At 69.3% G+C, this 13,718-nt stretch carries 11 protein-coding genes; 7 read left to right on the top strand and 4 right to left on the bottom strand.

Annotation, left to right across the window (positions count from 1 at the left end; genetic code table 11):
* Window positions 1–101 precede the first annotated feature (101 nt).
* The gene (locus tag BM162_RS14950) at window positions 102–326 is read left to right on the top strand and encodes a zinc-finger domain-containing protein (protein ID WP_093423912.1); all 225 of its coding nucleotides are present in this window, start codon (window positions 102–104) and stop codon (window positions 324–326) included.
* A 7-nt stretch (window positions 327–333) separates the two neighbouring features.
* Here BM162_RS14950 and BM162_RS14945 read toward each other — a convergent pair whose 3' ends face one another.
* Window positions 334–774, bottom strand: coding sequence for a hypothetical protein (locus BM162_RS14945; protein WP_093423637.1), 441 nt, complete (start codon window positions 772–774; stop codon window positions 334–336).
* Between the two features lie 62 nt (window positions 775–836).
* Between BM162_RS14945 and polA the strand changes: the two genes are divergently transcribed.
* On the top strand, window positions 837–3,632 hold the full coding sequence (polA, locus tag BM162_RS14940) for a DNA polymerase I (RefSeq protein WP_093423634.1): 2,796 nt from the start codon (window positions 837–839) through the stop codon (window positions 3,630–3,632).
* Between the two features lie 9 nt (window positions 3,633–3,641).
* Window positions 3,642–4,535 carry a cation diffusion facilitator family transporter gene (locus BM162_RS14935; protein ID WP_093423632.1) on the top strand — a complete coding sequence of 298 codons (894 nt, stop codon included), beginning with the start codon at window positions 3,642–3,644 and terminating at the stop codon, window positions 4,533–4,535.
* Between the two features lie 116 nt (window positions 4,536–4,651).
* Here the strand turns inward: BM162_RS14935 and BM162_RS14930 are convergent, their stop codons facing one another.
* Complete coding sequence (locus tag BM162_RS14930) at window positions 4,652–5,251, bottom strand: DUF1285 domain-containing protein (RefSeq protein WP_093423629.1); 600 nt, start codon at window positions 5,249–5,251, stop codon at window positions 4,652–4,654.
* A 62-nt stretch (window positions 5,252–5,313) separates the two neighbouring features.
* Between BM162_RS14930 and BM162_RS14925 the strand changes: the two genes are divergently transcribed.
* The 4 genes from BM162_RS14925 (at window position 5,314) to BM162_RS14910 (ending at window position 12,161) form a co-directional block, all read left to right on the top strand.
* A complete protein-coding gene (locus BM162_RS14925) occupies window positions 5,314–6,321 on the top strand; it encodes an AAA family ATPase (protein ID WP_093423626.1) in 1,008 nt (335 codons plus the stop codon).
* Window positions 6,318–7,193 carry a DUF58 domain-containing protein gene (locus BM162_RS14920; protein WP_093423624.1) on the top strand — a complete coding sequence of 292 codons (876 nt, stop codon included), beginning with the start codon at window positions 6,318–6,320 and terminating at the stop codon, window positions 7,191–7,193. Before BM162_RS14925 ends, BM162_RS14920 begins: the two co-directional genes overlap by 4 nt.
* Entirely contained in the window at window positions 7,193–9,967 is a 2,775-nt protein-coding gene (locus tag BM162_RS14915; RefSeq protein ID WP_093423621.1) for a DUF4159 domain-containing protein, read from the top strand. The genes BM162_RS14920 and BM162_RS14915 overlap by 1 nt, the downstream gene beginning before the upstream one ends.
* 121 nt (window positions 9,968–10,088) lie before the next feature.
* Window positions 10,089–12,161 (top strand): hypothetical protein, encoded by a 2,073-nt coding sequence (locus BM162_RS14910; RefSeq protein WP_093423619.1) that lies wholly within the window; start codon window positions 10,089–10,091, stop codon window positions 12,159–12,161.
* 256 nt (window positions 12,162–12,417) lie between these two features.
* Here the strand turns inward: BM162_RS14910 and BM162_RS14905 are convergent, their stop codons facing one another.
* Window positions 12,418–13,188 (bottom strand): SDR family oxidoreductase, encoded by a 771-nt coding sequence (locus BM162_RS14905; protein WP_093423617.1) that lies wholly within the window; start codon window positions 13,186–13,188, stop codon window positions 12,418–12,420.
* A gap of 11 nt (window positions 13,189–13,199) precedes the next feature.
* Window positions 13,200–13,718, bottom strand: a 519-nt coding sequence (locus tag BM162_RS14900) for an aldehyde dehydrogenase family protein (protein ID WP_143096163.1), incomplete at its 5' end; no start/stop codon positions are given.

Raw genomic sequence — 13,718 nt, 5'->3', positions numbered from 1 at the left:
TGCCGCCCGACTTAAGGCCCCGCGCGGCCAGCGACAAGCCGAAGGACCCGTTCATGCCCTCCGAGAAGCCCGCCGACCTGCCGCCGAGCCGGCCCACCGACATGCCCTTCGACGCCCCCGAAGTCGAGGTGGTGACCTCGACCCGCGTGGCCTGCGACGGCGGAGAAGGCGCGTTGGGCCATCCGCGCGTCTGGCTGCAGATCCCCGAGGATCGGGGCTGGGTCGAGTGCGGCTATTGCGACAAGCGCTACGTCCTCGAGGGGTATGGCGAGCCGGCTCACGGCGCCCATGGCGACAAGAGCGTGGGTCACGTCGACGAGGCGTGAGCCGCGCTCAGCCCACCAGCATCTCTGCGGTGGTGCAGGACATCCGCTGCACCTCGTCCGGGTCTTTACCGGCGAAGTAGGCGGGCAGGTTGTGGCCGCTCCAGAACTCGACCTGCACGCCGCCGAGGAGCCCCTTGCCGACCGCTGTTCCACTCTGCCGCTCGAACCAGGTATAGACGGACCGCCCCGTGCGTCCGTCGGCGCAAGCGAACTCGGCGATGCCGACCCCGAGCCTGGTGCGGCGCCACGTTCCCTTGCACCGGGCACCGGCCGCCGAGGTGGCGAAGACCGGCCCCTCGTTGCGGCCGTAGCTGCGGCCGCGGAAAGCCTCGCCCGTCGTCTCGATGCAGCCCGCCAGCGGCACGCACCAGTCGTTGTCCAGCGTGCAGGGGCGCGGCGCTTCGCCCGCGCCTGCCGCTGCGGAGAGGGCCGCGAAGGCGCTCGTCATCGCAAATCGTCTCATGTAGAACCGCGCTCGATCGTTACGTGAGGCAGGAGGCTACGACAGACATGAGTTTCGGCAAAGGCCATCATCTGCTTCTGGTCGACGGATCGGCCTTCATCTTCCGCGCCTTCCATGCGCTGCCGCCGCTCACCCGCAAGTCGGACGGGTTGCCTGTGGGCGCGGTCAGCGGGTTCGTGAACATGCTGTGGAAGATGATCGAGGAGAACCGCGGCCCCGATGCTCCGACGCATGCGGCGGTGGTGTTCGACAAGGGATCGCACACGTTCCGCAACGACCTCTACGACCAGTACAAGGCCAACCGGGACGAGATGCCGGCCGAGCTGCGTCCGCAGATCCCGCTGACCCGCGACGCCACGCGCGCCTTCAACATCGCCTGTCTGGAACAAGACGGGTTCGAGGCCGACGACATCATCGGCACGCTCGCCTGCAAGGCGCGCGACGCAGGCGGGCGCGTGACGATCATCAGTTCGGACAAGGACCTGATGCAGCTCGTCGGCGGTGGGGTCGAGATGTTCGACGCCATGAAGAATACCCGTATCGACTCGGATGGCGTGCGCGCCAAGTTCGGCGTCCCGCCCGAGCGGGTCGTCGACGTGCAGGCGCTCGCCGGCGACTCCATCGACAACGTGCCCGGCGCGCCGGGCATCGGCGTGAAGACCGCGGCGCTGCTGATCAACGAGTACGGCGACCTCGACACGCTGCTGGCCCGGGCCGAGGAGATCAAGCAGCCCAAGCGGCGCCAGACGCTGATCGAGCACGCAGACCAGATCCGCCTTTCCCGCGACCTCGTGAAGCTCGATTGCGGGATGGACCTGGGCTACGACCTCGACACGCTCGAAGTGAGGGAGCCGGACGCCGAGACGCTGCTGGGATTCCTCTCGGAGATGGAGTTCCGCACCATCACCAAGCGCGTGGCCGAGGCGCTGGGGGCCGAGGCGCCCACGATGCCCGAGCCCAAACGTGCGCCCGACGCACCCGAGATGCCCGAGGCGCCGCCGATCGACCCGGAAAGCTATGAATGGGTGAAGGACGCGGCCGCGCTCGAGGACTGGGTCGCCCTGATCCGTGCCCGCGGCCACGTCGCCATCGATACCGAGACGACCTCGCTCAACGAGATGCGCGCCGAGCTCGTGGGCATCTCTCTCTGCGTCGATCCGGGGCGCGCCTGCTATATCCCGCTTGCGCACAAGGCGGATGGCGACGGCGGACTTTTCGGCGGCGGCGACCGCGCCGAGGGGCAGATGGACATGGACGAGGCGCTGGCGCTGCTGAAGCCGGTGCTGGAGGACGACGCCGTCCTCAAGATCGGCCAGAACATGAAGTACGACGCCAAGATCTTCGCCCGTCACGGGATCGAGCTGGCGCCGTTCGACGACACGATGCTGATGTCCTATGCCATGCACGGCGGCCTGCACGGCCACGGCATGGACACGCTGGCCGAGCGCTACCTCAGCCACACCTGCATCCCGATCAAGGAGATCCTGGGCACCGGCAAGTCGCAGATCACCTTCGACCGCGCGCCCATCGAGAAGGCGGTGAAGTACGCCGCCGAGGATGCCGAGGTAACGCTGCGCCTCTGGCAGCAGTTCAGGCCGAACCTGCACCGCGCGCAGGTCACCACCGTCTACGAAACGCTGGAGCGGCCGCTGGTCCCCGTCCTCGCCGCGATGGAGCGGGCGGGCGTGAAGGTGGATCGCGACACGCTTTCGCGCATGTCGTCGGCCTTCAGCCAGAAGATGGCCGCGCTCGAGGCCGAGATCCACGCGCTGGCCGGCGAGCCGTTCAACGTCGGCTCTCCGAAGCAGCTGGGCGAGGTGCTCTTCGACCGGATGGGCCTGCCCGGCGGCAAGAAGGGCAAGACAGGGGCCTACTCGACGCCCGCCGACGTGCTGGAGGACTTGGCCACCGAGCACGACCTGCCGGCCCGCGTGCTCGACTGGCGGCAGATGTCGAAGCTGAAATCGACCTACACCGACGCCCTGCAGGAGCACATCCTGCCGGACACGGGGCGCGTGCACACCTGCTACTCCATCGCCGGGGCGAACACGGGGCGGCTGGCATCCACCGACCCGAACCTGCAGAACATCCCTGTCCGCTCCGAGGAAGGCCGCCGCATCCGGGAGGCCTTCGTGGCCGAGCCGGGCAACGTGCTGGTCTCGCTCGACTACTCGCAGATCGAGCTGCGCATCCTCGCCCATGTCGCTGGCATCGAAGCGCTCAAGCAGGCGTTCCGCGAGGGGCTCGACATTCACGCTGCCACCGCGTCCGAGATGTTCAACGTTCCGCTCGACGAGATGACGCCCGAGGTGCGCCGCCAGGCCAAGGCAATCAACTTCGGCGTGATCTATGGCATCTCGGGCTTCGGTCTTGCCCGCAACCTGCGCATCCCGCGTGATCAGGCGCAGGGCTTCATCGACCGGTATTTCGAGCGGTTTCCGGGCATCAAGGATTACATGAACGACACCGTGGCCTTCGCCAAGGAGCACGGCTTCGTTCAGACGCTGTTCGGCCGCAAGATCCACACGCCCGAGATCAGCGCCAGCGGCCCCCGCGCGGGCTTCGCCCGCCGTGCCGCGATCAACGCGCCGATCCAGGGCACCGCGGCCGACGTGATCCGCCGCGCCATGATCCGGATGCCGAAGGCGATCGAGGGGATGCCGGCGAAAATGCTGCTTCAGGTCCACGACGAATTGCTTTTCGAGGTCGAGGAAGGTGCCGTTGATGAACTCATCGCCCGCGCGCGCGAGGTGATGGAGGGCGCATCCCTTCCGGCGGTGGACCTGTCGGTGCCGCTGATCGTAGAGGCGGGGAAGGGGGCGAACTGGGCCGCCGCGCACTGAGGAAGCCGAATGCCGCACGATCATTCACACCATCACCTTGACGCCGAAGCAGGCGACAGGAAGGTCGCGCTGGCCGTCGGGGTGAACCTGCTTTTGACGGTGGCGCAGATCGCGGGCGGCATCCTGTCGGGTTCGGTGGCCCTGATCGCCGACGCGATTCACAACCTCAGCGACGCGATGTCGCTGGTCATCGCCTTCGCCGCCCGCCGCATCGCCCGCCGCCCGGCGGACCCGGCGATGACCTTCGGCTACGGCCGGGCCGAGGTCGTGGCGGCGCTGGTGAACTACACTTCGCTCATCCTCATCGCGCTCTACCTCGGCTACGAGGCCGTCGCCCGCCTGTTCTCGCCCGAGCCGGTCGAGGGCTGGATCGTTGTTATCCTCGCCGCCGTGGCGCTGGCGGTGGATCTGGTGACGGTCCTGCTGACCATGCGGATGGCGAAAAGCAGCGTGAACATCCGCGCGGCCTTCCTTCACAACCTCGCCGATGCCGCGTCCTCGGTCGTGGTGATCGTGGCCGGCACGCTGATCATCCTCTACGACTGGCGGCTGGTGGACCCGATCGCCACGCTCGCCATCGCCACATACATCCTCTGGCACGCCGGGACCGAGATCGTGCCGGTCATCCGCATTCTGATGCTCGGCAGCCCCACGGACATGAAGAACGACGAGGTGCAGGCGGCCATGGCGGGTGTCGAGGGGGTCGAGGACGTCCACCACCTGCACCTGTGGCAGATCGACGAGCACCGCGTCTCGGTCGAGGCGCACGTTGTCATCGCCGCCGACCGTCAGGCGCAGTTCCCGCGCATCGCCCGCGACATCAAGAACCGCCTCGCCGACCGCTTCGACATCCGTCACTCGACACTCGAGATGGAGCTGCCCGGCGCCTGTCAGGACCGCTGAGGCGAGCGCGCGGTCATCTTCGGTCCCGAAATATCCCCGCCGGAGGCACCGCGCCGCGCGTAGCCCGGCGCCACGAAAGGCGTGCGCCGCAGGCGCTCAACCAGGTCGCGCCCGGCTTATGGCAGGTCAGCCGCCGGGATGACCGGGAAGAATTCGCCGTCCGAGCGCAGGCCGAACCACGTCTCGCCCTCGTGCTCGGCCTCCTCCCCGATCTCCACAAGGCGATAGAAGCTCTTGCGGTCGATCAGCGCCTCCAGCCCCGCACGGACGTGGACGTAAGGTGCGGGCTCTCCGCTCTCGGGGTCACGGATGACGCGGATCGGGTGGTCCGGCCCGGCGGTCACGGTGTCGTCGACGTTGGTGACGAAGGTGATGCGGCGGTCAGCGCCCTCTCCCTCGGCTTCGAAATCCACGGCGACGAAGGGTGCGTCATCGACCGTGATGCCGACCTTCTCGACCGGGGTGACGAGGAAGTACTTCCCCTCCTCCAGCTTCAGGATGGAAGAGAACAGCTTGACCAGCGGTTTCCGGCCGATGGGCGTGCCGAGATAGAACCACGTCCCGTCCCGCGCGATGCGCATGTCGAGGTCGCCGCAAAACGGCGGGTTCCACTTGTGCACCGGCGGCAGACCGCCCTTCGCGGCGGCACGCGCACCCTCTGCGAGGCTCTCGGCGGACGGTTTCACGATGTTTTGTGCGTCATCCGCTTTTGCCATTTGTGCCCCCGGCGATAGTTCTTTCTACTGCCCCACGATATATGAACGACGGGAGAGATGTCATGGCCGAGGCGGAGGCGCTTGTCGCCGAGATCGAGGAACTGGGCGGCAAGCTGGCCGAGGCGAAGGGCTCCATCCAGAAGCGCTTCATCGGCCAGCCGGTGGTCGTGGACCTCGTGCTCTCGGCTCTCCTGTGCGGCGGGCACGGCCTGCTGATCGGCCTGCCGGGCCTGGGAAAGACGCGGCTGGTGGACACTCTTTCCACCGTGATGGGGCTCGACGGGGCGCGCATCCAGTTCACGCCGGATCTGATGCCAGCCGATATCCTGGGCTCCGAGGTGCTGGAGACCGCGACCGACGGCTCGCGCGCCTTTCGCTTCATCGAAGGCCCGATCTTCTGTCAGCTTCTGATGGCCGACGAGATCAACCGGGCCAGCCCCCGCACCCAGTCGGCGCTGCTCCAGGCGATGCAGGAGAAGTCCGTGACCGTGGCGGGCCAGCCGCACGCACTGGGCAAGCCGTTCCACGTGCTTGCCACTCAGAACCCGATTGAGCAGGAGGGCACGTACCCGCTGCCCGAGGCGCAGCTCGACCGGTTCCTCGTGCAGATCGACGTGCCGTACCCCGATCGCGCGACCGAGCGTGACATCGTCATGGCCACGACCGGCATCGAGGACGAGGCCGCGACACCCGTCTTTACCGCCGAAGAGCTTCTGGCGGCCCAGACGCTTCTGCGCCGGATGCCGGTGGGCGAGGCGGTGGTCGAGATGATCCTCGACCTCGTGCGCGCCTGCCGCCCCGACGACCCGGACGCCCCGCAGATCGTGCGCGATCATGTCGGCTGGGGGCCGGGGCCGCGGGCCGCGCAGGCGTTGATGATGACCGTCCGGGCGCGCGCGCTGCTCGACAACCGTCTCGCCCCCAACGCCGAGGATGTGGCGGCGATGGCCGTGCCGGTCCTGACCCACCGCATGGCGCTGACCTTCGCCGCGCGGGCGCGGGGCGAGCGGCTGTCCGACGTGATTTCGGCCGTGGTCGAACAGGTCACCCGGGCGAAGGCCGCGGCGTGAGCGATCCCGCCCTCCTTCGCGCCGGGGCGGAGGGGCTCGCCGGCCCCCTGCCGCCGCTTCTGGCCGACGCCCAGCACCTGGCTCAGACCGTGCTGTTGGGCCAGCACGGCCGCCGCCGGGCCGGGGCGGGCGACGAGTTCTGGCAATACCGCTCGGCCATGCCGGGGGACGAGGCGCGGTCGATCGACTGGCGCCGGTCGGGCCGCTCCGACGCCCACTTCGTGCGCGAGAAGGAGTGGCAGGCGGCGCAGTCGGTGCTGGTCTGGGTCGACAACGCGATGTCGATGTCCTTCTCCTCGTCGAAGGAGCTCCCCAGCAAGGGCGACCGCGCGCGGCTTCTCGCCATGGCCATCGCGATCCTGCTGATCCGGGGCGGCGAACGCGTGGGACTGTCGGGCTACGGCCTGCCGCCACGTACGGGCGAGGTGCAGCTTCTGCGGCTCGCCGCCGCGCTGAGCGACGCCGAGGAGGCGCCGGACTACGGCACGCCGGAGGCGCGGGGCATGATGCCGCGCTCGCGCGCTTTGTTCGTTTCGGACTTCCTGCACGACATCGACGGCGTCGAGGCCGCGCTGACCAAGGCCGCCGACCGCGGCATAAAGGGCGCCGTCCTCCAGGTGCTCGACCCGCAGGAAGAGGCGTTTCCTTTCGACGGCCGCACGATCTTCGAATCCATGGGCGGCAGCCTGCGCCACGAGACGCTGAAGGCGGGCGAACTGCGCGACCGCTATCTTCAGCGGCTGGCCGAGCGGAAGGCGCATCTTCAATCCCTCTGCCGCACCACGGGCTGGCAGTTTTATTGCCACCACACCGGTGAAAGCGCGACGGCCGCCCTCCTGTGGCTCTATCGCGCGCTGGAGCACGATCACTGATGTTCACGCTGTTTGGCATAGGCTTCACGGCACCCTGGCTGCTTCTGGGCCTGGTCGCGCTGCCGATCCTCTGGATCCTCCTGCGCGCCATCCCGCCCGCGCCGATCCGGCGGCGATTTCCCGGCGTCGCGCTGCTGCTGGGCCTGACGGACGACGAACAGCAGAGCGACCGGACGCCGTGGTGGCTTCTTCTGATCCGCACGCTCGCCGTCGCCGCCGTCATCCTGGGCTTCGCCGGCCCGGTGCTGAACCCGCAGGAGGATCGCACGGGCAGCGGCTCCCTGTTGGTCCTGATGGACGGCACCTGGGCCGACGCCCGCGACTGGGCGCGCCGCGTTGACCGGGCCGAGGCCGCTTTGGCCGAGGCTGCACGCGACGGGCGCACGGCGGCGCTGGTGTCGCTGACCGACCGCCCGCAGGGCGACCTGCCGTTCCAGGCCGCGGAGTCCTGGGCCGCGCGCCTGCCGTCGGTGGATCCGAAGCCGTGGGCCGCGTCCGAAGACGAGATCGCGGCATGGGCCGAGGGGCTCGAAGGCGGGTTCGAGACGTTCTGGCTGTCGGACGGGCTCGAGCATCCGTGGCGCGCGGACCTTTTGGCCGCGCTCGAGGAGCGGGGCGAGGTCACGGTCTTCGAAAGCCCCCGCCCGGTCTACGGCCTGCGCCCGGCGCGGTTCGAGGACGGTGAGATCCGACTGTCGGCCCTCCGTGCCCGTACCGGTGACGCGGCGCAGGCGGTGGTGACGGCCCATGGGCTCGATCCGAACGGGGTCGAGCGGGAGCTGGCGCGTGCGGACGTGGCGTTCGAGGCTGACGCGAGCGAGGCCGAGCTGGCCCTGTCGCTGCCGCCTGAGCTGCGCAACCGCATCACCCGCTTCCAGGTTGAAGGCGTCCGCTCCGCCGGGGCCGTGTCCCTGACCGACGATGCCCTGCGCCGGCGCGAAGTGGCGCTGATCTCGGGCCTCGAGAACCGCGAGGAACTGCAACTCCTCTCGCCCACGCACTACCTCGAACAGGCGCTGGAACCGACCGCCGACCTGATCGACGGCTCGCTCGAGGACATCCTGCTGGCCAACCCGGACGTCATCGTCATGGCCGACATCGCCCGCGTCACCGAAACCGAGGCCGATGAGATCGAGGGCTGGGTCGAGGACGGCGGCCTGCTTGTCCGCTTCGCGGGGCCGCGGCTCGCGTCCAGCGACGTGAGCCGGGACGCGGAAGACCCGCTGATGCCCGTCCGCCTGCGCGCCGGCGGCCGCACCGTGGGCGGCGCGATGAGCTGGGGCGAGCCCAAGACGCTGCGGCCGTTCTCGGAAGCCTCGCCTTTCTACGGTCTTCCGGTCCCCGAGGAGGTCCGCGTGACAGCGCAGGTCATGGCGCAGCCCGACCCGCAACTTGCCGAACGGGTCATCGCCTCGCTCGAAGACGGCACGCCGCTGGTGACCCGCAAACGGATGGGCGAGGGGCAGGTGGTGCTGTTTCACGTGACGGCGAATGCCGACTGGTCGTCGCTGCCGCTGTCGGGCCTTTTCGTGCGGATGCTCGAGCGGCTGGCCATCTCCTCGCGCCCCATGCAACCTTCGGCCGAGGACCTGGCGGGCACGGTTTGGGTGCCCGATGCCGTGCTGTCGGCCTTTGGGCAGGTGGACGAGGCGGGCCAGCTTCCCGGCGTGCCGGGCGAGGCGCTGGCCGAAGCGACGCCGGGGCCAGAGACGCCGCCGGGCCTCTATGCCGGACAGGACCGGCGCATCGCGCTCAACGTAATCTCCGCCGAGACGATGCTTTCGCCGACCGCGTGGCCCGACCGCATTCCGGTCGAGGGGCTGGAGGTGCTGCGCGAGACGGCGCTGAAGGGCTGGTTCCTGACTGCCGCGCTGGTGCTGCTGGCCGCCGACATCCTGGCCTCGCTCTGGCTGGCCGGGCGCCTGACCGGTCCCCGTGCGGGCGCGGCGGCCGCCGTTGCGCTGGCGCTGGTGGCGGGCGTTCCGCAGCCCGGCGCGGCGCAGGACGATCCGGCGATTGAGGAGCTGGCGCTGGAGGCGACGACCGAAGTCGTGCTCGCCCACGTCCTGACCGGCGACGCCGAGGTGGACCGGGTGGCCGAGGCGGGGCTGCGCGGCCTGTCGCAGACGCTGTTCGCCCGCACCTCGATCGAGCCCGCCGATCCCATCGGCGTGGACCTCGAGACCGACGAGCTGGCCTTCTTCCCCTTCCTCTACTGGCCGATCTCGCCCGACCAGCCGATCCCCAGCCAGGAGGCCTATGCCAGGCTCAACGAGTACCTGCGCACCGGAGGCATGATCCTGTTCGACACGCGCGACGCCGACGTTGCGGGCTTCGGCGCGTCATCGCCTGAAGGACGCAAGCTTCAGCAGCTCGCCCGCCCGCTCGACATCCCGCCGCTCGAGCCGATTCCCGAGGACCACGTGCTCACGCGCACGTTCTACCTTTTGCAGGACTTCCCCGGCCGCCACGCCAGCCGTGACGTCTGGGTCGAGGCCGCGCCGCCCGACGCCGCACGGGCCGAGGGCATGCCGTTCCGCAACCTTAACGACAACGTCACGCCCGTGGTGATCGGCGGCAACGACTGGGCCTCGGCCTGGGCGGTGGACGACAGCGGCAACCGGATGTTTCCCGTCGGGCGCGGCTATGCCGGTGAGCGCCAGCGCGAGATCGCGTATCGCTTCGGGGTGAACCTGATGATGCATGTCTTCACGGGGAACTACAAATCAGACCAGGTGCACGTGCCGGCGCTGCTGGACAGGCTGGGGCAGTGATGGTGGCGTTTCGCATCCTGGCGCACGACGAACTGGGGGTTTTCCACCCCCAGACCCCCGGAGGATATTTCCGGACCGAAGATGATCATGGGGGGCGCCCGAACGGCGTTCCGGGAGAGACATTTTGGGCAGCGTGATCTTCGACCCTCTTCTCCCGATGCCGGTGCTTTGGGCCGCGGCGGGACTGGCGGTGCTGTTTGTGGCGTTCGCTGTCTGGCGCGGGTTGTCCGGCTGGTGGCTTCGGGGGCTCGCGGCGGCGGCGCTGCTGGCGGCTGTGGCGAACCCGTCGCTCCAGCAGGAGGACCGCGAGCCGCTGACGGACATCGTGATCCTCGTGGTGGACGAGAGCGCCAGCCAGCGCATCGCGGACCGCGAGGCGCAGGTGGCCGATGCGGTCGCGGCGATCGAGAGCGAGATCGCGGGACTGGAGAACACCGAGCTGCGCGTCGTGCGCTTCGGCGATGCCGAGGACGACCAGGGCACGCTGCTGATGACGGCCCTGTCCGAGGCGATGGCCGAGGAGCCGCGCGCGCGATTGGCGGGCGCGATGCTTCTGACCGACGGACGGCTGCACGACGTCGAGCGCGCGCCGAACCTGCCGGCGCCTCTCCACGTGCTTCTGACCGGGCGCGAGGACGACTGGGATCGCAGGCTCGTGGTCGAGAACGCGCCCGCCTTCGCCATTATCGACGAGGAGGTGACGCTGTCGCTGAGGCTCGAGGACCAGGGTGCGGTCCCGGCGGGCGAGGGCGGCACCGCGCCGCTGCGCATCGCGGTCGACGGAGGCGAGCCGCAGGAATTCCAGGTGCCGGTGGGCGAGACCCTGGAGCTGCCGCTGACGCTGACCCACGGCGGGGCCAACGTGATCCAGTTCGTCACGCCCGAGGCCGAGGGCGAACTGACTGACCGCAACAACGCCGCCGTGGTGCAGATCAACGGGGTGCGCGACCGGTTGCGCGTCCTGCTGGTGTCGGGCGAGCCGCATGCGGGCGAGCGGACGTGGCGCAACCTGCTGAAGTCGGATTCGTCGGTGGACCTGGTCCACTTCACCATTCTGCGCCCGCCCGAGAAGCAGGACGGAGTGCCGGTGACCGAGCTCTCGCTGATCGCCTTCCCGACGCGGGAGCTGTTTCTCGACAAGATCGACGAGTTCGACCTGATCATTTTCGACCGCTACAAGCGGCGCGGGATCCTGCCGTCGATCTATCTCGACAACGTGCGGCAGTACGTCGAGGACGGGGGCGCGGTGCTGGTCGCGGCGGGGCCCGACTTCGCCTCGGCCTCGTCTCTCTTCCGCTCGCCGCTGGGCGAGATCCTGCCCGGCGCGCCGACGAGCCGGGTGATCGAGGAAGGCTTCCTGCCGCAACTGACCGACCTGGGCGAGAAGCACCCCGTCACCGCCGGTCTGCCCGAGATGGCCCCGCCGGGCGAGGAGGAGGGCGATCCCGGCTGGGGCCGCTGGTTCCGGCAGGTCGAGTTGGACGAGCTGGCCGGCAACACGGTGATGCAGGGCGTCAACGACGGGCCGCTTCTTCTGCTCGACCGGGTGGGCGAGGGACGCGTGGCGCTTCTGGGGTCGGACCACGCCTGGCTCTGGACCCGGGGGTTCGAAGGCGGCGGCCCGCAGCTTGAGCTCCTGCGCCGGCTGGCGCACTGGATGATGAAAGAGCCCGAGCTGGACGAGGAGGCGCTGGTCGCCTCGGCCGAGGGGCAGACGATGACCATCCTGCGCCGCACGCTGTCCGACGAAGTCGGAGACGTCGAGGTGACGGGGCCGGACGGAACGGTGACCATGGTGCCGCTGGAGGAGGTCGCGCCGGGCCGCTTCCAAGCCGAGTACCAAGGGCCGGAGATCGGGCTCTACCGGCTGGCGGAGGGCGATCAGGAGGCGGTGATCGCGCTGGGCCCCGCCGCGCCGAAGGAGTTCGAGCAGACCGTCGCCTCGGGCGAGGCGCTGCGCCCGGTGGCCGAGACGACCGAGGGCGGGGTGGCCACGGTTGAGGATGGCGTGCCGGACATCCGGCAGGTACGCGAGGGGCGTCCGGCCGCGGGGCGCGGCTGGATCGGGATCACGCCGCGCCAGGCCTACCTGACGGCGGACGTCACGGTGACGCCGCTGGTGCCGGCCTGGCTGTTCCTGCTGATCGCGGCGGCGCTGACCGTGGGGGCGTGGCTGCGCGAGGGGCGACGCTGAGACTCCTCCTGCCGGGCGAAAAAAAAGGCCGTGCCTAAGCACGGCCTGTCCAGTCAGGGAGGAACCGATGCCGGGCAAAATACCCTTGCCCGGCGGAAGATGTCTGGCACGTCTGGAACGGTCTGACGCAGGGACTGTGCCCGAGTCGCTCATGGCCGGCCCGACGGCCGATGGTTCATATGACACCGGAACGGTCCAATCCGGCAATACGGAAGGTTATGTTTCCAAAAACTGTGGCGTGCGGGTGACAGGCGGCTCAGTTCGACAGCCAGCCGCCGTCCACAGTCATGATGCTGCCGTGCATGAACGCCGCAGCCTCGCTGGCGAGGAACGCGATGGGACGGCCGATCTCCTCGGGATTGCCCCAGCGGCCCACGGGAACGCGCGCCATCAGCTTGTCCGTCCGTTCGGCATCGTCGCGCAGGGCCTGCGTGTTGTCCGTAGCGATGTAGCCCGGTGCGATCGCGTTGACGTTCACGCCACTCGACGCCCACTCGTTCGCGAAGGACTTGGTCAACTGCGCGATGCCGCCCTTGCTGGCCGCGTAGCCGGGCACGAAAAGCCCGCCTTGGAAGCTCAGGACCGAGGCCACGAAGATCACCTTCCCGTGGCCTCTCGCCACCATTCCGCGTCCGATTTCGCGGGTCAGCAGGAAGGCCGCCGTCAGGTTCACGTCGAGCACCGCGTCCCAGTCCTCGTCGGAATGCTCGGCGGCGGGGGCGCGTCGGATGAGCCCGGCGTTGTTGACAAGGATGTCGATGCGCCGCCCTTCGTCCTCCAGCCGCCGGGTCAGGGCGCGAAGCGCCTGTCGGTCGCTCAGGTCGCAGGGATAGGCGGCGAAGCTGCGGCCGAGCGACCTGACCAGAGCCGCCACTTCCCCGCCATCCTCGGGCAGCGATGCGCTGACACCGACGATATCGGCCCCCGCTTCGGCCAGCGCTACGGCGGCGGCGCGGCCGATGCCGCGGCGCACGCCGGTCACCAGCGCCGTCTGTCCCGAAAGGTCGTACCAGTCCGGTGCCGTCATCGTCGTGCTCCTCACCACTCAGCCGAGATGTACTGGGTTTCCATGAACTCGAACATGCCCTCGTGCCCGCCCTCTCGGCCGATGCCCGACTGCTTGGAGCCGCCGAAGGGTGCGGCGGGGTCCGAGACCAGCCCGCGGTTGAGCCCGACCATGCCGTAGTCGAGCCGCTCCGACACCTGTATCCCGCGCCTGAAGTCGCCCGAGAAGACATAGGCGACCAGCCCGTACTCGGTGTCGTTGGCCCGCCGGATCACGTCATCCTGGTCGGTGAAGGTCTGGAGCGCGGCGACGGGGCCGAAGATCTCGTCGTGCACGCAGTCGGCCGTCTCGGGCACGTCGGTCAGCACCGTGGGGGGATAGAAGAAGCCCTTGCCCTCGGGCGCCTGGCCGCCCAGGCGCAGCTTGGCGCCCTTGGCGACGGCATCCTCGACGAAGGCCTGCACCTTGTCGCGGGTGGCGGCGTTGACCAGCGGGCCGACGTCCACGCCGTCCTCGAGCCCGTCGCCCATCTTCAGCGCGCCCATGGCGGC

The organism is Tranquillimonas alkanivorans, assembly GCF_900115595.1.
Taxonomy (GTDB): domain Bacteria; phylum Pseudomonadota; class Alphaproteobacteria; order Rhodobacterales; family Rhodobacteraceae; genus Tranquillimonas; species Tranquillimonas alkanivorans.
Note: the sequence above shows the minus strand (reverse complement) of the source record. Positions and strands in the feature narration are given on the sequence as shown.

Coding starts and splice junctions, on each gene's coding strand:
- polA (WP_093423634.1), top strand. CDS start 837: ATGAGTTTCGGCAAAGGCCATCATCTGCTTCTGGTCGACGGATCGGCC.
- BM162_RS14915 (WP_093423621.1), top strand. CDS start 7,193: ATGTTCACGCTGTTTGGCATAGGCTTCACGGCACCCTGGCTGCTTCTG.
- BM162_RS14935 (WP_093423632.1), top strand. CDS start 3,642: ATGCCGCACGATCATTCACACCATCACCTTGACGCCGAAGCAGGCGAC.
- BM162_RS14945 (WP_093423637.1), bottom strand. CDS start 774: ATGACGAGCGCCTTCGCGGCCCTCTCCGCAGCGGCAGGCGCGGGCGAA.
- BM162_RS14925 (WP_093423626.1), top strand. CDS start 5,314: ATGGCCGAGGCGGAGGCGCTTGTCGCCGAGATCGAGGAACTGGGCGGC.
- BM162_RS14930 (WP_093423629.1), bottom strand. CDS start 5,251: ATGGCAAAAGCGGATGACGCACAAAACATCGTGAAACCGTCCGCCGAG.
- BM162_RS14950 (WP_093423912.1), top strand. CDS start 102: ATGCCCTTCGACGCCCCCGAAGTCGAGGTGGTGACCTCGACCCGCGTG.
- BM162_RS14905 (WP_093423617.1), bottom strand. CDS start 13,188: ATGACGGCACCGGACTGGTACGACCTTTCGGGACAGACGGCGCTGGTG.